This window comes from Bacillus sp. AFS002410 (assembly GCF_002556365.1).
Lineage (GTDB): Bacteria > Bacillota > Bacilli > Bacillales > Bacillaceae_G > Gottfriedia.
In genome coordinates, this window is the sequence record NZ_NUEU01000007.1 from 242,856 (window position 1) to 262,950 (window position 20,095).

Here is a 20,095-nt window from a genome sequence, read left to right on the forward strand (position 1 = left end):
TTGCATATTTTTTAAACAAAAAAAAGACCGACCTAGAAGTCATTTTACAGGACTTTTAGGACAGCCTTTTATTAAAATTTTTGGAAATTGAACTGAAAATATCATTAACAATTAACTGTGAGCTAAATCCTTTATTTAATGTCGTTAATGAATATTTCATCTGTTCCAAACAATTTGCTTTAAAAAGAATTTGATTAATATAAAATGTTAATTCTTGAATTGATTTTACTGTTACAGAGGCTCCTGCATTTTCGAAAATTCGTGAATTCTCTTTCTCTTGACCAGGTGTTGGTTTGTATAGGATTGTCGGTAAACTACAAGCTATGCTTTCCGATAATGTGATTCCACCAGGCTTAGTAATTAACAAGTCAGATTTTCTATATAAATTACGAATATCGTTTACATAACCAAATACTTGTAACCGCTCTTCATATACTTCTTTCAAATTAATTAATTTATTATAAAGAATTCGATTATAGCCACAAACAACTGTAAGATTATGTTTTGTATCAATCAATAACTGCTTGGCCATTTTTTCAACATCTTTTAATATTCCAACTGCCCCAGCAACAATTAAAATTTGGTGATTAGACTTAGATATACTTGATTGTTCGTTTAAAACATCCACTTCTTTAAATTCTTGTCGAAGTGGAATACCACTTACAAATATTTTTGATATAGATACGCCTAAATTCACCATTTGCTGAATTAATCCTTCTGTTGCAATATAGTAGCGATCAATTTCATTATGAATCCATGATCGGTGAATATAATAATCGGTAACAACTGTAAATAATTTACATGGATGGGAAGAATACTTTTTCCATTTCGCAACTGATCCAACAGGAAATGTAGTTATAATAATATCTGGCATCTCGTTTTGGAGAATACTTTTTATTTTCCTCCCACATAATTCCAATAACCTGTCAAATATAACTGTGCTAAATAATTTTTCTGTCCCATAAAAGAACCATTTATAAATTGTTTGAGCATGTTGGAATAATTGTAAATGGATACTTTTAGCGAAAACATTTATTGTTGGATATGCTTCTTTGTATATATCTATAATTGTAACATCCTTAAAGTTAACTTGTTCAAATTCACTTTTTAAGGCATTTGATACTTGCTTATGCCCGTTTCCAAAACTCGATGTAACCACAAGTATTTTAGGCTGCACTCCCATAATGACCAACCTCTCGCAAAAAGACAATATATTTAAATGAATGTATGAATTAACATTGAGATTACTACAGCAAATGATAAATAGTAATGCCAGTTTTTATCCTTACGTTTATATCGTAAAAATCCAAAAATACCTAATGGTAGTAATAGCAAATATGTTATTACACCAGAAACATAAACAGCATCAGTTTTCCATTCAAAGAACGTCATAATAACAGAATGTACTGTGACTAAAGCAAAAGTTATTAGCGCGATTGGTACATGGACTAATTTGCACCATTTCAGTAATTTACTTAAAAATCTCTTTAATTCTTTATAGTCCTTTAGTTTCTTTAATCTGATTAAAAAATATAAAGGAAATAGAATAAATGCAGCAAATACTCCTAGCCTTCCAAGCGATCCTTTATCTTTTGCATAAAATTTTAATGGATCCTTTTCATGTAAACCATGTTGTATATGTTGTCCAATATTCATCGATAAGTCAGTTCGGTGAATAGTTTTCGATGTAGCTAGAAAAAAAATAATTACTGCAATTACTAATGCTATATAAATTAATTTTCTCTCAGATTTATTTTTTATCCAATTACTAATCATTTTGCTTAATTCCTTTCAATTTGAGCAGAAAAAATAGAAAATAAATGATCTATTTTTAGTAGGCTTTCAAGGAAAAACCAACTTATACTATTTCCGCTACTTTTTTATACTAAATGTACAAAATAAAAGTGAAAATTTAATGAAAATAGTATAAAAATTAGATGAATTTATAAATTTTGTTTTAATTTACTTTCCTTACTAAATTTCTTAAATAAATCTACTATTATTGGTATGATTGAAACAAAAATTATTCCAATCGTTAACAAACCAAAATGATTTTTAATAACTGGAATATTACCAAAAAAGTAACCTAATGACACCATTAAACCAACCCAAATGGTTGCACCGAAAATATTGTACGGTATAAATTTGGAATATTTCATCTCACCAATCCCTGCAACAAACGGCGCAAATGTTCTAATAATAGGAATAAACCTTGCTAATACAATAAACTTAGGACCTTTTTTCTTATAAAAATCTTCTGTTTCACGAATGTATTTTGAATTTATTTTTTGACTTTTAATTAATTTTCTTCCGAGTTTGTTACCAATTAAATAATTCAATGAATCACCTAAGGTTGCTGCGATTATTAAAAGAATAAATAACACATAAAAATTTAATAAATGTAAAGCTGATAGTGCACCTGCTGTAAAAATTAATGAGTCTCCTGGTAAAAACGGTGTTACAACAAGCCCAGTTTCCAATAAAATAATTACAAGCAAAATGATATATGTTAATGATCCATAATGTTGAACAAATGATAATAAATGCTGATCTAAATGCAAGATTAGATCAATAAAATTTTTAACAATCTCCATGTAAATCCTCCCAAATTTCTTTTTAAAGCTTATCTATTTTTAATAACTAGGAATAATTTTGAAATAGGAATTTTAATCGTAAAAGTACTCCCTATTCCAAGTTCGCTATTCACAATAATTTCCCCATTAAAAGAATCAATAATCGATTTTGCGATTGATAATCCGAGCCCAGTGTTTCCCTCTTCCCTTGACCTATGTTCCTCTATACGAAAAAAACGATTAAAAATTTTCTCTTGTAATTCAGGAGCAATCCCAATTCCATTATCAATTATTTCAAAAAAGAAGTATTTTGCTTTTTTCTCGATCATTACATAGTAATTTAGTGAAATCATACTTTGTTCAGATGAGTATTTCAGTGCATTATCAACAAAGATACTAATCAACTGCTTAAAACTTTCTTGATTCGCCTTAACGATAAATTGTTCTTCATTCATCATGTGAATATGTTGTTTTTTCTCAGTTGCTTTGTATTGCCACGACTTTTGTATTTGTTCAGTAAAGGTATCAATCCTAAATTCTTCAATATTTGCTTTGGCGATTTGTTTGTTATCGAGTCTTGCTAGAAAAAGTAATTGATGAACGAGATTACGTGTATCACTCAATTCCTTTTTTAAATCGGATAATGTCTCTTTTCCAAAATCAGATAGGCGGTCTTGTTCAGTATTTAGTACATCAATACCTGCTTGTAATACAGATAACGGTGTTCTTAGTTCATGCGATGCGTTTTCTACAAACTCTTGCTGTTCTTTATAAGATTTAATAATCGGTTCCATTGCCTGACTTGTAATTTTTTTGCCAAAGTAATACGCCATAAAACAGAAGATTATTGAAAGTAGAAATGAGATACTAATAAACTGTTTTATTAAATAAACAACCGACGACAAATCTTTACCACTATAAATTGTTCCAATGTAATGATTTGATGAATCAAATATTTTCTCCGAAACAATCATTAAATTTAATTCTTCTTTATCGTGAGGGGCAATTCGTTTTATTACTGCCTTATTTTGATTTGGGTTGATTTTATTTAAAACTTTTTCAATATCTTTTGTATACCCAGGTGTCGTTTCATCATAGATTTCATATTCATTATTTTTATTTAGAAAATAATTAAAATAAACTTTTTTACGATTATGTTTTCTAGGGGTAGTATTATTATCAGTAGTAAGAGATGAAGCATTCATTTTTACTTCTTTTACTTCTGCTTTTAAAACTGCAATTAGATCACTCTTTTGGTCTAAATAAATATAAAAAGACAAAACAACTCCAACTGAAATATTAAATAATATAATGAAAATCATTAAAATTCTAAGATTAAAAAATGTTAATCGCTTGCTGATTTGATGAAATAATGATGTTTCATTTTTCGATTGTATATCCAACACCTCTAACACTCTTTATATAAGTTTTCTGATTTGGTGGATCAATTTTTTTTCTAAGGTTTTTTACATAAGCATCAACTGCATTGCTTGTAACTTCTGATTCAATCCCCCAAACCCTTTCAAATATTATTTCTCTAGTTAGCACGATTCCTCTATTTTTCACTAATAAATCAAATAATTGTAACTCCCTTTGGGTTAAAATGATTTGTTCATTTCCTCTATTTAAACTAAAGTTTGTCCGATTATAAGTTAAGTCTTCAATCGAAATTAGTTCTTCTTGAAGTGGCGCAAAATTTCGTCGGTTAAGCACTTTAATTCTTGCGGCAAGTTCACTAAAATCGAATGGTTTAATCAAATAGTCATCCGCACCAGCTTCTAATCCTTCAACTCGATTATTAATACTATCTCTTGCTGTTAACATTAATATCGGCCCTTTAAACCCTTTGTTCCTTAGCCTTTTGCATATTTCTAACCCACTAATTTCAGGTAACATCCAGTCTAAAATAAGTAAATCAAAATTATAGTGAATGGCTAATTCCAATGCTTGTTTACCGTTAGTTGTCCATTCGATTTGAAATGGCGTTTGTGTTTTTAATAAATGAGTCGTCAATTTCCCTAATTTTTGGTCGTCCTCTGCAAATAAAATCTTCAATTTAGATCTCCTCTATTTAGTTCTTTAGTCATTAGAGATTAATTTTTTTCTTAGATTTAAAGGTAATTTTTTAATTATTATTTCGTAAAATCTCAATAATATTTTCATTAATGGTTCTGTAAGTGACGTTGTTTTTAGTACGATTATTGCTGATATTGCAGCTAAAATAAATGCTCCAATAATATCAAATGGATAGTGTACTCCTACATAGATTCGTGAAATTCCAACCAATATCGCCCATACAAGTACATATTTAGCTAAACTATTTTTTCTAAGTAACAATATAATTGCAGTAGAAAATACTAGTGTCCCGTGATCACTTACAAAAGATGAATCAGAGGAATGTGTAATTAGTTTATTCACGTGATGATTAACAAACGGTCGAGCGTGATAATAAAATTGATGGATAATAAAGTTACAACCAAGTGCTAATATAAGAGTTAAAACAATATAAAATGCAGTATATTTACGTACATTTCCTTTTTGAAACCATAAATAACATAAAAGTGCGATTAGAATTAGAATGGCAGATTTAGATAAAAAGATCATGAAGTTATCTAAAATCGGCCAATTACCAGCTAATCCATTGATGAGTTTAAATATTGAGTAGTTCATTTAAATTTCCTCCATTTTTTAGTTCGGAAATCATTATACAAAAGTTTTATGAAAAAATGATGAAAAAAACGAAAGATCATTTGAAAATGAAAAAGGACCTATTAAAAAATAGATCCTTTTTGTTTAGTCATTATTATTTTCGATTGCTTGTTTATATATTACCTCGGCTAATTCTTTTTCTACATCGAATCTTGTATTTTGTGTTAGTTCGAATTGGCTTCCGTTTAAAATAAAGATGATGCCAAATTGTTTTTCTTCATGCCAATATAGATTGCTGATTAAACCGTATGCTTCACCTGAATGTCCAATCATTTCATTGTATTCAGGAAGGAAGTCGTGAGTAATATGAAAACCAAGACCCAATTTACTAAAAAAATGATTTTCTTCTTCTCTTGACCATTGAATTGATTTCATTAATTTAGACGTTTTTGGTTCTAGAATTTGTTTTCCGTTTAGCGTTCCATTTAACATATGTGCTCTTAAAAACTTACTTAATTCAATTGCAGTTGTCCTTAGTCCACCTTGTGGTTCAAATAAGCCTCCGTGATTTCCTATTTTATAATCATCCCAATGTTTTTCTGGATATTCACTTTGTTTAACATCTTCAATTGTTACTTTATAGTTTTGCATATCATTATTATGTTCATAAAGATTTGCGAGTTCATGGTTACGATTAATATTTGAATAGGAAAAAGCGACATTCTTCATTTCTAAAGGGTCAAAGATTTTTTGTTGAATATATTGATCAAATCGTAACTTCGAGATTTTTTCAATAATTGCCCCACAAATAATTGCTCCAATATTCGAATACACAAATTGACTTCCAGGTTTCCAGTCACCCCAAATTTCTTTCATAAAATATTTACCATTTTCAACAAGCAAATCTTTAAGTTGTAATGAAAAATTTGAATGACCTTCTCTAATAAACTTTGCATAAATGCTGTTGGATAGTTCGTCTGAGTTGAGAGATGATGTATGGGTTAAGATTTGTCTGATTGTAATAGCTTCATTTGGGAAATTTGGATTTCTTACTTCGAAGCCTAGATAGAGACTAATATCTTCATCTAATTTTAGTAAATTCCTTTCAAATAATTGCATAATTGCTGTTGCAGTAAAAAGTTTGGAAATTGAAGCAATACGAAACATCGTATTTTCCGTAACTGGATCCTTTGTTTCTAAATTTCGATAACCAAAAGCATCTGCCCAAATAAGCTGTTCTTTTAATACAGCCGCTGCCTGACAACCGACAATTTTATATTTTTCCATAACTATTTGAATATCTTTAGCCATATTTTTATATTTTTGTAAATCAAATTTGTTTGGCAAATTTACCATCTCCAGTCCTGAGAATTTAGTGAAAATTATGTAAAAAACTGTAAATTTTCGCTGTAGAAAAATATTTTTTAAATGAAGCGTTTACAAAATTATTTTAATATTGTAATAGGGCTTTCCTGTTGCTAAAATGAATCTTAGAAAATGGAATTAAGGGGATAGAACGAATGATTTTGATTGAGGTTTTTGTTTATGCAGGAATTATCGCTGCAAGCATTTCAGGTACTTTGGTTGGTATTCAAAAGAAGTTAGACTTATTTGGTGTTGTTTTTTTAGCTGCATGTACAGCATTGGGCGGTGGATTAATTCGTGATATTATTTTAGGTCAAACTGTACCGAATGCTTTTGCAAAACCTCAATACTTTATCGTAAGTGCAGTTGTTTCAATTGTAACATGGTTATTTTATCAACATACAAAGCAATTCCAATCAACTTTAATTATTACTGATGCAATTGGTCTTGGTGTTTTTACTGCTGTTGGCTCATACTCAGCAATTGATCATGGATTAAAAGGTTCTTTTTTAATTATTTCAATGGGATTAATCACTGGAATCGGTGGTGGAATTATGCGTGATGTATTCGCTAGAGAAATTCCATTTGTATTCCAAAAAGAAATTTATGCAATTGCAGCCATAATTGGTTCGGTATCAATTTTATTTACACATGGCGAATTTACGAAGCTTCAATCTTTGTATATTTGTTTTCTAATTACAACAGCTATTAGAATAATTGCTGTAAGATACAAAGTTAATTTCCCTATTAGAAAAGTTAATGATAAATCATTTATAGCTTGACATAATTGTTAAGCTATTTTTAATGGTCCTAATCAACTATCAATTAGGACCATTAATCATTTACTTAGAAACACAATTTGATTCTAAGAATTCTTTATATAAAATTTCTTTTTGTACATATTCTTTTAATTCATCAATTACATCAGCTACTTTAGCAAAAGCTTCAGGTTTTACGATTGTATCATTTTCGAAATCAACAGGATCTAAAATTAATTGTTTTGGTAAAGCATTTCCATACACTCCACGCACTACTGTTCTCATGTTATTTAAAGCGTTGATGCCGCCTTTTCCTCCACCAGCTACTGCTAATAATGAAATTGGCTTTTTCTTAAATGGCTCAGAACCTAATAGCTCTACTAAGTTTTTTAAAGCCCCGCTCATCGCATTATTGTACTCTGGTGTACACATAATGATCCCATCTGCTTTTACTAATGCCTCTTTAATTGATTTAACTGAATCTAATTCTTTTTGTGCAAGCTCTCCATTATAAAGAGGAACTTGTTCAACAGCTAAATCTATAACTGAATAATTATAAGATTCTGCAATTTGTTTTGCTAAGAATCTAGTTCTCCCATTAGCTCTTGGTGTACCATTGACTACAACGATATTCATTTATTTTCCCCTCACATTGTCAAATAATAAATGTAGTTTTTTGACAAACTTCTTCAAATTCTTTGAAACTACATTTTATAGTATAAATGAAATTTAAACATTTGCCCAATATTTTAGGTGTGAATTTAAAGAATAATTAGACTTGAAATATTTCGAAAAAAAATAATATTAATTAATAAGTCCTACTTCCACCTTTTTTCTAAATTACACCTGATTTCTAAGATTGATATAATAATATAGATTAGTATATACTTATTTGACAGAATATTTAATTTACAATTGAAATGGATGTGAAGCGTATTGGGGAAAATGGCAGGAAATAAAAAGGCAACCATTAGTATAATGATCGCAATGGCTACATTCGGAACAGTGGGCTTCGTTGCACCTAAAACAGGACTAGAAGCCATTGATTTAGTGTTCATAAGATGTGTTTTTGCGAGTATATTTTTAATCGCGGTATGGTATTTTTCAGGATTATCTAAAAGAGAAATATTTAATAAAAAAGATATAACTCTTTCATTGTTTAGCGGTATCTTATTAGTGTTAAATTGGGTATTTCTATTTAAGTCATTTGAAATTTTATCTGTTACAATCTCAATTTCAATTTATTACCTGGCCCCTGTTATTTTATTTTTATTAGGAAGCTTAATTTATAAGGAAAGAATAACATTAGTGCCTTTACTAGGTGTTTTAAGTAGTTTTATCGGATCAATTCTTTTATCGGGACTTACTTCTGATTTTTCAATTGATAAACTACTTTCTTCAGGAGTTATTTGGGCCTTTCTCGCTGCAATTTTTTATGGATTCTTAATGATTGTAAATAAAGGAATCACTCAAACAAGCTCGTACTTTACTACATTGCTACAAACAACATTAGGCTTTCTACTATTAATTCCTTTTGTTAAGTTTGGCTCGTTTCAACATTTACATCTTGAAAACTGGAGTTTTATATTAATAATCGGATTTGTACATACTGGCATCATATATGCATTATTTTTTGGTAATATTCGATTTTTACCTTCTAATATGATTGCAGTATTAACATTCTTAGATCCTGCGGTTGCGATTGTGTTAGATACAGTAATTACTGGATTTAAGCCAACAACAACACAAGTAATTGGAATTTTTCTAACATTTTTAGGTATTGCTTTAATTTTACTACTGAATTCTCCGAAAAAAGTATCGCAAAATTCGAATGAAAAAATAGCAAATTAAATATTCACACTGCAAAAGAACTGTATCTTCATTGTCAAATAATACTAAAAAGACTATAATAAAAATATATAGAATATAATAAAAAGGGATGTGCTGCGAACACATCCCTTCCGAGTAGTAATTGTAAAGTTGCTTTCCTCGGATCCTAGTGAAGAAATAATCACCACAACCAGTCGAGGGGTAGGGTGGTTATTTTTTTTTGCTCATAGAAATGATAATACCGATTATGCTAAAGATTACAGTTGCAGTTATTCCAACACATTGAATAATTAAATTTGCAATCTCATAACCAGTCACCATATCACCTCCCTTCTTACCGAAGAAAGGTACCCACCACAACTCTACTCTACCTAATTTTACCATAATTCTATTCAAATTACCAGAATGTATGTTCTGTTTTTTACGATTGAAATGATAATGATATTTCAGATTTTACGATTATTTAAGATAAAAACTCTTTTCAGCTCTAAAGCAATTCATCAATTGTGGACAATAGTATATGTGTTGAAATCTATCTTCGCTTATGGGTTGTAAAAGATTACGTTCCTATTTCATGGAACGTATATTTAAATAAAAAAGACTTACTCAATACCAGTAAGTCCCCCAAAAATTTTATTTATGAAATTGGTTATTTAAGTCCGTATTGCGATTTGCTTATAAGAACATTATTTTCGAACGATAAATTCGCAAATCCCATGTAATTACCTTTTTGCTCCCAAGAGTATTCCTGGTCAGTATACCCATCATAGCCATACTCATAATCTAAAGTTCCATCTTCTCCAATTATAGCTTTAACTTGTGCATATGTCATTCCTGGTTTAACTTTGTTGTATTCTGCTAAAGTTATTCCATTTTTTGGAACTGGTTTAACATAAATCTTTGTATAAGTTTTTGCGCTTCTAACTGTCTTGTACGTAGTAGTTGTATAATTTTGTTTATCATAGTCCACGTATTTTGCAACACTAAAACCTAGACCATTATCATATTCATTTTCTGCCCAAGGAGATGTTACTACAAGAGGAAAACCGTTACTGCCATATTCGGTAGTATCATCAATTCCATTTCCATCTATATCGTATTCTTCAGTATAATCAGAATCGTAATTTCCAAAATTATAAATTCCATCGCCATCCATATCACTATCTTTGATATTAGGAATTCCATCTTTATCTATATCATTATTTATCTTGTCTTTATTTATATCGTCATAAGACAAAGTTAAAATAGTATTGATACTGTGAATAGTCTTTGCTTTTACATTATTCCCTTTCGAATCTTGAGCAAATAAGAAATCATTGTCTTTTTTGCTTTTATATATTAATGCATTTGCCATAATCGTATACTCTGTAAATATGTTTGGACTAGATTCTGTTTCCACATAGTAACCATTATAATTATATTTCTTATTAGTATCTATTTTATAATATGATTTACTGATACTATTCTCTTTTTTTACCCATTTAGATGTTGTAGACGTATATTTCTTTACATCTGAAGCTTTAATAAACACGGTTTTTCCTTTTATATTTGCAGTATACCAACCAGTTTTGTACCACTTAACAACCATTCCTTTTGGAGCGTTGTATTTATTCTTGTAACTTTCTTGTGACGTACTAGCCTCTGTTGTTGTTGTTCCAATACTTACTATTAAACCTAATGATAATATTCCAGTAAACACTGATCTTAATTTCTTCTTCAATCTAGTCCTTCCCCTCAATACATTTTCTTAAAATATAAGTATATCAATGCAACAATCGCATTTTAATTGAAATATCTACAAACACCTCCAATTAAATATGTAATGAATGACCCTTAACTAATACGTCTTCATTCGTATTCATTTTGTATACAATACTATTATATTGATCTATTTGGTTTTTTTGAACTGGTAATAACTGTATGAGGTTTTAAATTGAGGTCTTCTGCAATTATATAAAATAAAACAAATTAATTCTTTCTACAAATAATAATCTACTATAAAAAAAACTCATCTGTAATTTTCACAAACGAGTTTTAGATCAAATTCTTCCATACTTTTTTAATTTAAAAGATATGTCATCAAAAAAACTACAAATACCGATAATCCCGCTGATATTTTTAAGTTCCTACCTAAATTTAAATGATTCATCCATATCTCCTACTTTCAAAAATATTATTTTTCTGATATAGTTACAATCTTGTTGTTTTTCATAGATATTTTAGAAAATTCGTTAATTGCTACAAGTTCATCATACTAAATATTCTGTTTTATTACCATGAATAAAATGTGAACAATATTCTTTGAACGTTTTCCAACAATATTAACTGTTATATTGACATACTTATTTACTCGAAAACATAATAAAAAACTCATTTCAAATTCACTTTGAAAATGAGCTTTTTTTTTGTTAATTATTTTGAATCAAACATTGATAAACTGCCATCATATCTCGTTTATTAAGTTCTCGAATTCGATTAAATATTGGAATATCTTTAACTTCCTCTGTTAATTGGTTTTCAGGAACAACATCACTTACTTTACCAGTAAGCCACGTTTCAACCTCTACTCCTTCAACTAGTTGTTGACGTCCACTTTCATTGATTCCACTTGCTAAACAGCTAACACAAGGTATTGTTAATTTATATACTCCGTCATGAAGATTATCTTCAGAAATTACTTTCTTCCCTTTACAGAACGGACAAGGATTGCTTGCTTTTACTTTATTAATTAGTGTAACGATTTTTTTATAGCCAAATGCTTCATAAACATATGTTAGTTTTTTGAATTTACCATTTGTGAAATACTTGTCTATAATTTCTTCTCTAGTTTCATAGATGTCTTTAAAATCAGTTAGCGTTACTAAATTTTTGCTGCTTATTTCTTCAATATTTGTTTTAATGCGATCCCAAAATGGTAATGCATTTTGTAATACTACTTCATACCCCACAAAACTTGCTTGTTTTATTTCTAGCATTTTTAAGGCAACTTGTTGCTCTCGAGAAAGTAATGAAATTTCTACAGTTAAGGCAGTTTCTCCACCAACGATTGATTTTATTTTTTCTAAGACTGGCAGTTGGCCAACTGTTTTGATTACTTGATCTACTGGTTGATTTATAATCTCTCGAATATCAAATTCACCAAACATTAATTTTTTGCGGTGCTTTAATACTGTCCCTTTACAAATTGGACATAAGATTTGTTCTTTTGAAGTCTTCATATCTTCTTTAATAGATGATTTTGAAATTGACATATATCTTCCAATGATAATGTTAAAGCCTTCCCATAATCTTTGGGTTTTTCCTGCTTTGTCATAAAATGTTTGATCCCAGTATCCATATAAAAAAGTATGTTTTTCGGCTTCATTCATCTCATTGTAACTTTTACTAATATCTTGACCTAGTTCATTTTTAATTTCATCAAAAAGGAATTGTAATTTTGGATATTGGTAATATTTTAACACTTCCATTACATCTGGATGTAATAAACCTTCCCAAAAAGGTACATCTTTATTTTGGATTACTACATCGATATCAAATTTTTCAATTACTCGACGACCAGAACATGATGGACAATGATTATCTTGACTATAAAAGTCAAAACTTCTTGTATCTTTGTTAGTCGGATGTGACGCTACAATCTGATTTATTAGCCCACCAATTTCATACAAAAATGTATATTGGCTGTATAGATGTCTTTCTAAATCGATTGCTATAACTGGAACAATCGCATCTGATTCATATTCTCCATAAATAAGTCTTGCCATTGATGAAAGACTTTTTAATATTCCACCTTTATAGATGTTTTCTGCATTTTTAAAATAATTTATCTGATTTTCTTGTATATAGCGAACTCCATTTTGTACTTTAAGAGCAGATGAAATATGCGTTTGACGCTCAGATTTATCTGTTGTTATATGATTAAAATGATCATTATGACTGACAACATCCAAATGTTCAACAGGGCTAGTCTTTCTTTTGCCAAAATCTACAATATAATCCGAGCTTTCTAACATGTATGCATTATGTTCAATCATCATAATGGAGATCGAATCGTCTTTTAGAATTTCTCTAACACTATCGATGAATTGATTTAAAATATTTTGTGATAAACCTTTTGATGGTTCATCGAAAATGAATAGCGTATGCGGATTTCTTGAATTCGAAAATAATTCAGATACTAAATGGACACATTGAAATTCGCCTGTTGATAGTGTTTGTGTTTTTCTTTCTAGCGTAAGATAGCCAAGACCGAGTTTGATTAGTAGGCTTAATCGCTTATGTGCGATGTCTTCATTCGGTAGTTCCGGAAGTATATCTTCAATTGAGCGTTGGAAAATATCATCAATGTCATCACTATATTTTGTTAATTTTCTTTTAATATCTAAAAATGTAGCAACTGTTGATCGGCTCGTAATTGATTGGTTGCGATCTTGTCCAACCATAACTAACTTATCTTTTGGATATCGCTTTAAAAAATCTTTAGACATACACTCATTTACTAGAGTTGATTTCCCGCATCCAGACTCGCCTGTAAATGTTATCAGTCTATTTTTAGGGATTTGAATTTCAGCAATTTGGATATTACGACAATGTAGTTCTTTAAATTCATAATACTCACTTGGCATAGCCTGATTTCGTTCCCAATAAATTGGCTTTGGTCGCGGAGATTCTTCTACGATTTTCCCACCATATTTACCACTTCCAGGTCCGAAAAATACTTGATCATCTGTCGCATCTAGCACTGTATCGGAATGGTCAATTAACCAAATTTGGTTTTTAACTCCTAATTCTTTTATCTCATCTAAAATTCTAATTAAAGTTTCATGATCAAGGCCGACTGAAATTTCATCAATGATAATGATTGTATTTTCACTAGTCGCCATAAATTCGCCTAAGTAAAGTCGCGTTAATTCTCCACCAGATAAAGTACCAGTAATTCGATTTAATGATAAATAGCCAATATTCATTTTAATAATATTTTTAAGTAAATGTTGTTTTGCTTCACTAATATGTAATTCATCTGCAAGAGATAAGATTGTTTCAACACTTAAGTTATTAATATCGGAAATAGAATGTGGTTTATCGAATAACTCTATCTTAAATTCTTCAACCTTTTGATTAAAACGATTTCCTTTACATTTTTTACATTCAATATTTTTCGTAATGCCACGGCCTTTACAATCAGGACACCAGCCTAACTCATTGTTAAACGAAAAAACCTCAGGTGATTGATGAAACAGTTCTCCAAGTCTTACACGAATGTCTTTAAAAACACCAGTATGTGTTCCAAGCGTAGAACGTGGATTAGTAGAAATAGATGATTTACCTAGGAATAGTACTAATGGCATATCTTCCATATTAATCGCACTAAAGTTTGTTTCCATTATGTTTGGAAATAAATATTGATATTCTGCCTTAGGTAATAATGAAACCAATCTCTTCTTTGATTCCTCACCAATTGTTTGACAAAAAGTTGTTTTACCAGAACCAGATAATCCTGCAATTCCTAACGACTGATTCTCAGGTAAAATTGCATCTAATTTATTAATATTATTTGCAATTAAATGACTTATTTTCAAATTCATATCCTCTCTTGTCTCATAATATTTTATTTAATTATGTATGTTCATTCCTTATATGACCTTTAATTAATACAAATATACTTACATTATTTATTTTAACAATTTAAGACCATTCAATCTATATTCTGCAAATAATTAAATTATCTTTAAAAGTGGCTTTTCACTAAAAATTCAATAAAACGAAATTTAATTTCTTGATTTTTAAGATTATTTTGAAATTTTGTTTCATTTTTTATAGACATTACTTTCCATTTTTGGTAGTTTTATATTATGTAAACGCTACTATTTTAATAGAAAGTATGGTGGAATACTTATGAAGAAAAGAAAACTTGGAAAATATGCGATTGCTGCTACTGTAGGCGCATCACTCTTATTGCAACAAATCCAAAATGTTAACGCAGAAACTACTTCACAGTACTCAGTCCCGCCTAAGCATGAACTACGAGCAGCATGGATAGCATCAGTAACAAACATTGATTGGCCATCAGCAACTGGATTGTCTGAAATGCAACAAAAATCGGAGTTTATTAAACTATTAGATGACGTAGAAAAGATGGGAATGAATTCAGTGGTTGTTCAAATTAAGCCGACAGCTGATGCCTTTTATCCTTCAAATTACGGTCCATGGTCTAAATATTTAACTGGTACGCAAGGTAAAGACCCAGGCTATGATCCACTTGCATTTATGGTTGAAGAAGCACATAAACGTAATATTGAATTTCATGCATGGTTTAATCCATATCGTATTACAATGCCACGTACGGAACCAGGTGATGCTACTTTAGCTGATTTAAATACTTTAGCCGAAAATCATCCTGCAAGAAAGCATCCTGATTGGGTAATCCCATATGGAAAGCAATTATATTTTGATCCAGGTAATCCAGATGCTCGTCAATTTATTATTGATGGAATTATGGAAGTTGTAAAAAAATATGATATCGATGCAGTGCATTTGGACGATTATTTTTATCCGTATCGTATTGCAGGGCAAGAATTTCCTGATCAGGCTTCATATGAAAAGTATGGTAAAGAAAAATTTGCTAATATAGACGATTGGCGTCGTGACAATGTTGATCAATTCGTAAAACTACTTCACAATTCTATTAAAAAAGAAAAATCCTATGTCAAATTTGGTATTAGTCCGTTCGGAGTTTGGAGAAATATCGCTAAAGACCCTACTGGTTCAAATACAACTGCCGGTCAAACGAATTACGATGATCTATTTGCAGATACTAGAGATTGGATTAATAAAGATTACTTAGATTATATAACTCCTCAAATATACTGGAATATCGGTTTTGATGCCGCCGCTTACGATACTCTAGCAAATTGGTGGTCTAATGAAGTAAAAGGTAAAAATATTGATTTATATATTGGACAAGCTGATTACAAAATTAATGCTAACAATGAAGCGTGGGCACAACCGGATGAATTACCAAATCAAATTGCCCTAAATCGCACAATTCCTGAAATTAAAGGTAGTATGCATTTTTCAATTAAAGACTTAAATCGTAATCCACTTGGTATTAAAGATCGATTAAGCCAAGATGTATATAAAACAAAAGCATTAATCCCATCGATGCCTTGGTTAGATGACCAAGCACCAAAGAAACCAAAATTTGAAAATGCTGTTCGTACAAAAGATGGAATTCAGCTTACTTTAAATACTCATCCGAACGATAAAGATGTTTCCTATTATGTTGTCTATCGATTTGATGGAACACATAAAGACAGTACAGATGATCCAAGAAACATTTTAACGACAGTTCGTAAATTAGACAATGGTAAAACAACTTATCTTGATACAACAGCAAATATAGATGAAGACTACACATATGAAATAACTGCGGTAGATCGACTTCATAATGAAAGTAAAGTAAGCAATCAAATAAAAGTGAAAACTGGAAAGAAATAATCAGAAATTAAAAGAGCTTCCAATTTTGTGGAAGCTCTTATTAATACAAACATTTTATACAGTTGCAGACTTCATAATCACAGCTTTTATCATAAAATAACTAATTTCAGCAGGCAATTCATCTTTAATTGGTCTTAGCTTCTCGCTTCCAACTGTTTTAATTACTTCCTTAATTTGGTTTTCAAAATCACCTGGAACTACTTCATCCCAATCAAATTGATCATCTTCCATTGCACCTTGTAGAATATGATTTTCAACAGTAGTTGTGTTTAACCCTCTCTCTTTTGCAATTTCAGAAATCGTGAGTCCATTTTGATAAGATTCAAATGAAATCGTATGAGAAGGCACTTTTTTTATACTTTGAGTTTTTGGTTTCGCTATTTGTTCTTCAATTTGATTTTCTTCCTTATATTTCTGGATTTCTTCTATAAATTGCTTACCAAATTTTTGTTGTTTTTGTAATCCGACACCTTTTGCTTGTAGAAATTCCTCTTCAGTAGTAGGTAATAAGTTACATAAATCTCGTAATGTACTATCAGAAAAAACAACAAACGGTGGTACACCAAGTTCGCTAGCAATTTCTTTTCGTAAACTACGTAATTGATTAAATAAATCATTATCAACATTAGTTGTTTCAACTACTTGGATGTCTTCTTTTTTCATTACATTTATTTTATTTAATAAAACTTCTCTTCCGCTATTGGAAACCGTTAATAATGGAAATTTGCCACTAGTAACACCAATATATTGTTCAGATGTTAAATAATCGATTAAATCTCCAACACTTTTAAGCGTTCGACCTTTGAATAATCCGTAGGTCGTTAATGTATGAAAATTAAAATCTAGCAATTTTTTATTCGTAGAACCGGTTAAAACTGAAGCTACCATCGTTTTACCGAATCTTTCTCCCATTCGAATGATACAGGATAAAACAATTTGAGCATCAATCGTAATATCAATTGCAGTACGTTGATCTATGCAATTACTACATTTCCCGCAAAAATGTTCACTTTCATCACCAAAGTATTTTAAAATAAAAGCTTGTAAACATGTTTCGCAATAGCTGTAATCTTTCATTGATTGTAGCTTGGAAATTTCTTGTTTTAGTCTATTTGGATCAAAAGTAGATTGCTCAATTAAAAATCTTTGAATTTGTACATCTTGTGCACTAAAAAGTAATATGCATTCACTTTCTAAGCCATCTCGCCCTGCTCTTCCTGCTTCTTGATAGTAACTTTCCATGTTTTTGGGCATTTGGTAATGGATTACGTATCGTACATTACTTTTGTCAATTCCCATTCCAAATGCATTTGTAGCAACCATCACATTAATATTATCTTGTAAAAATGCGTCTTGTTGTTTTGAACGTTCAACATCGCTTAAACCTGCATGATATTTTCCAACAGAAATACCGAGATTCTTTAACTTAATTGTAATATTATCTACTTCTTTTCTAGTTGCAGCGTAAATAATACCAGATTCGTTTTTATTTTGTTTTATGTAATTATTTATATAATCTAATCGATTTTGACCTCTAATCACTTTAAATGACAAATTTTCTCTTTCAAATCCAGTAATAATAGCGGTTTCCTCTATTATACCTAGCTGAGCACAAATATCAGATTTAACTTGAGGGGTTGCGGTTGCAGTCAGAGCTAATATTGTAGGTTTTGTAGGAAGCTCTTGAATTAAGTTTTTTATGCGTAAATAGCTTGGCCTAAAATCATGTCCCCATGAAGAGATACAGTGAGCTTCATCTACTGCTACAAGTAAAATTGGCAATTTTTTGAGCTGGTTTATAAAACTTTCTGATTCCAATCGTTCTGGAGCAACATATAAAATTTTATACTCACCATAGCTTAAATCCATCATTCTTTCATCTACTTCATTATAAGAAAGAGAACTATTAATAAATGTGGAAGGTATACCTACTTGATGCAATGCATCTACCTGGTCTTTCATTAATGAGATTAAAGGAGAAATGACGAGGGTAACTCCTTGGAGAATAGTCGCTGGAATTTGATAACAAATCGACTTTCCACCACCGGTTGGCATAATACCCGCTGTATGTTTGCCTGATAAAACCCGTTCAATAATTTGTTCTTGTCCCGCTCTAAAATTTTCATACCCAAAATACTTTTTTAAGTTTTCTCTTGCAACTGTTAACATGTAAACCTCCTTTTTATATTTTCTAATTACAACTCTATTTTACTATAAAGTAATTGATGTAAGTAGACTTCTTAACCCATTTTCAAAATTTGCATTATCTTCTTTTTGACGTTTTTTAGGTCCTTTCACCCTACCACCTGCATTTCGAATTTTCTTAGAAACGTATCTAGTATGTAGAAGTGAATCGATATTTTCATTTGTATATTGAAAGCCATTCTGATTTAAAACATATGCCTGTTTTGATAAGACCATTGCAGCAAGACCATAGTCTTGTGTAATGATAACATCTCCTTTAGAAACTCGGTTGACTAATGCAAAGTCAACGGCGTCCGCCCCTTGAGAGATGACAATTGTTTCAGCACCTTCTCTTTGCATAATATGAGCAGTATCACATAATAAAAGGACATTTATTTTAAATTCAGCTGCAATGTTTATCGTTTCTGTAACGACTGGACAGCCATCTGCATCAATTAAAATTTTCATTTTCTTCTTCCTCTTTCAATTGTTCTTTTAATTGTTCTAACTCTGAATCAGATAAATCACGCCATTTGCCTATTTCAAGATTTTCCAAATGAATATTCATAATACGAATTCGTCTCAATTTAACGACTTTATAACCTAAGCTTTTTGCCATTTTTCGAATTTGTCGATTTAATCCTTGTGTTAAAATAATTCGAAATGTAAAATCATCTATCTTTGAAACTTTACACTTTTTTGTCAGTACATTTCCAATGATTACACCATTTGACATACCATTGATAAAATCCTCGTCAATTGGATGATCCACTGTAACAATATACTCTTTTTCATGACCATGTTCACTATGTAAAATTTTATGTGCAATCGGTCCATCATTTGTAAGAATGATGAGTCCTTCAGAATCTTTATCTAGCCTTCCAATTGGAAAAAGTCTCTTTGGATAATTTACAAAATCGATAATATTCGCTTCCACGGTGCGTAAGCCAGTACAAGTAATCCCTACAGGTTTATTTAGAATAATATAGTCTTTATCATTTGTTAATCGAATTACTTCATCATTTACTTGTACAATATCATTTTCTTCAACTAAACTGTTTTTTTCTGCAATTAATCCATTAATTTTCACTTCTCCTGAAGCAACTAATCGTTCTGCCGCTCTTCTAGAACAATATCCTGAAGCGCTTATAAATACATTGATTCTCAATCCTTATTCCTCATTTTCTAGACTTTTTTCTTTATCATAACAAAAAGTGTTGTGAGAGAACAGATTCACAA

General features: G+C 30.3%; 16 protein-coding genes. 3 read left to right on the forward strand and 13 right to left on the reverse strand.

Features of this window, described 5'->3' with window-relative positions:
- Nucleotides 1–55: 55 nt before the first annotated feature.
- The 7 genes from CN692_RS06920 to CN692_RS06950 all read right to left on the reverse strand — a co-directional run bounded on the left by CN692_RS06920 (nt 56) and on the right by CN692_RS06950 (nt 6,569).
- Nucleotides 56–1,183 carry an MGDG synthase family glycosyltransferase gene (locus CN692_RS06920; RefSeq protein ID WP_098118421.1) on the reverse strand — a complete coding sequence of 376 codons (1,128 nt, stop codon included), beginning with the start codon at nt 1,181–1,183 and terminating at the stop codon, nt 56–58.
- Between the two features lie 32 nt (nt 1,184–1,215).
- On the reverse strand, nt 1,216–1,776 hold the full coding sequence (locus tag CN692_RS06925) for a hypothetical protein (RefSeq protein WP_098118422.1): 561 nt from the start codon (nt 1,774–1,776) through the stop codon (nt 1,216–1,218).
- A 167-nt stretch (nt 1,777–1,943) separates the two neighbouring features.
- Entirely contained in the window at nt 1,944–2,594 is a 651-nt protein-coding gene (locus tag CN692_RS06930) for a VTT domain-containing protein (protein ID WP_098118423.1), read from the reverse strand.
- Between the two features lie 29 nt (nt 2,595–2,623).
- Nucleotides 2,624–3,979, reverse strand: coding sequence for a sensor histidine kinase (locus CN692_RS06935; protein WP_142317504.1), 1,356 nt, complete (start codon nt 3,977–3,979; stop codon nt 2,624–2,626).
- A complete protein-coding gene (locus CN692_RS06940; RefSeq protein ID WP_098118425.1) occupies nt 3,954–4,628 on the reverse strand; it encodes a response regulator transcription factor in 675 nt (224 codons plus the stop codon). Before CN692_RS06940 ends, CN692_RS06935 begins: the two co-directional genes overlap by 26 nt.
- A 24-nt stretch (nt 4,629–4,652) precedes the next feature.
- The gene (locus CN692_RS06945) at nt 4,653–5,243 is read right to left on the reverse strand and encodes an undecaprenyl-diphosphatase (protein ID WP_098118426.1); all 591 of its coding nucleotides are present in this window, start codon (nt 5,241–5,243) and stop codon (nt 4,653–4,655) included.
- A 123-nt stretch (nt 5,244–5,366) separates the two neighbouring features.
- Nucleotides 5,367–6,569, reverse strand: a complete 1,203-nt coding sequence (locus CN692_RS06950; protein ID WP_179874386.1) for a serine hydrolase domain-containing protein — start codon at nt 6,567–6,569, stop codon at nt 5,367–5,369.
- 173 nt (nt 6,570–6,742) lie between these two features.
- Here CN692_RS06950 and CN692_RS06955 point away from each other — a divergent pair, with 173 nt between their 5' ends.
- Nucleotides 6,743–7,369, forward strand: coding sequence for a trimeric intracellular cation channel family protein (locus tag CN692_RS06955; RefSeq protein ID WP_098118428.1), 627 nt, complete (start codon nt 6,743–6,745; stop codon nt 7,367–7,369).
- Between the two features lie 60 nt (nt 7,370–7,429).
- Here CN692_RS06955 and CN692_RS06960 read toward each other — a convergent pair whose 3' ends face one another.
- Nucleotides 7,430–7,981, reverse strand: a complete 552-nt coding sequence (locus tag CN692_RS06960; RefSeq protein ID WP_098118429.1) for an NADPH-dependent FMN reductase — start codon at nt 7,979–7,981, stop codon at nt 7,430–7,432.
- Nucleotides 7,982–8,290: 309 nt separating this feature from the next.
- On the opposite strand from CN692_RS06960, the gene CN692_RS06965 reads away from it, so the two are divergent.
- Complete coding sequence (locus CN692_RS06965) at nt 8,291–9,196, forward strand: DMT family transporter (RefSeq protein WP_098118505.1); 906 nt, start codon at nt 8,291–8,293, stop codon at nt 9,194–9,196.
- 628 nt (nt 9,197–9,824) lie between these two features.
- Here CN692_RS06965 and CN692_RS06970 read toward each other — a convergent pair.
- Complete coding sequence (locus CN692_RS06970) at nt 9,825–10,895, reverse strand: hypothetical protein (protein ID WP_098118430.1); 1,071 nt, start codon at nt 10,893–10,895, stop codon at nt 9,825–9,827.
- Between the two features lie 688 nt (nt 10,896–11,583).
- On the reverse strand, nt 11,584–14,754 hold the full coding sequence (locus CN692_RS06975) for an ATP-binding cassette domain-containing protein (RefSeq protein ID WP_098118431.1): 3,171 nt from the start codon (nt 14,752–14,754) through the stop codon (nt 11,584–11,586).
- Nucleotides 14,755–15,070: 316 nt separating this feature from the next.
- Here CN692_RS06975 and CN692_RS06980 point away from each other — a divergent pair, with 316 nt between their 5' ends.
- Complete coding sequence (locus CN692_RS06980) at nt 15,071–16,672, forward strand: glycoside hydrolase family 10 protein (protein ID WP_098118432.1); 1,602 nt, start codon at nt 15,071–15,073, stop codon at nt 16,670–16,672.
- 54 nt (nt 16,673–16,726) lie between these two features.
- Here CN692_RS06980 and recQ read toward each other — a convergent pair whose 3' ends face one another.
- Genes recQ through CN692_RS06995 form a run of 3 tightly spaced genes read right to left on the reverse strand, consistent with a single transcriptional unit; the run spans nt 16,727 to nt 20,024 of the window.
- Complete coding sequence (recQ, locus tag CN692_RS06985; RefSeq protein WP_098118433.1) at nt 16,727–18,841, reverse strand: DNA helicase RecQ; 2,115 nt, start codon at nt 18,839–18,841, stop codon at nt 16,727–16,729.
- Nucleotides 18,842–18,883: 42 nt separating this feature from the next.
- On the reverse strand, nt 18,884–19,324 hold the full coding sequence (locus CN692_RS06990) for a YaiI/YqxD family protein (RefSeq protein ID WP_098118434.1): 441 nt from the start codon (nt 19,322–19,324) through the stop codon (nt 18,884–18,886).
- The gene (locus tag CN692_RS06995) at nt 19,308–20,024 is read right to left on the reverse strand and encodes a pseudouridine synthase (protein ID WP_098118435.1); all 717 of its coding nucleotides are present in this window, start codon (nt 20,022–20,024) and stop codon (nt 19,308–19,310) included. The genes CN692_RS06990 and CN692_RS06995 overlap by 17 nt, the downstream gene beginning before the upstream one ends.
- Between the last annotated feature and the right edge of the window lie 71 nt (nt 20,025–20,095).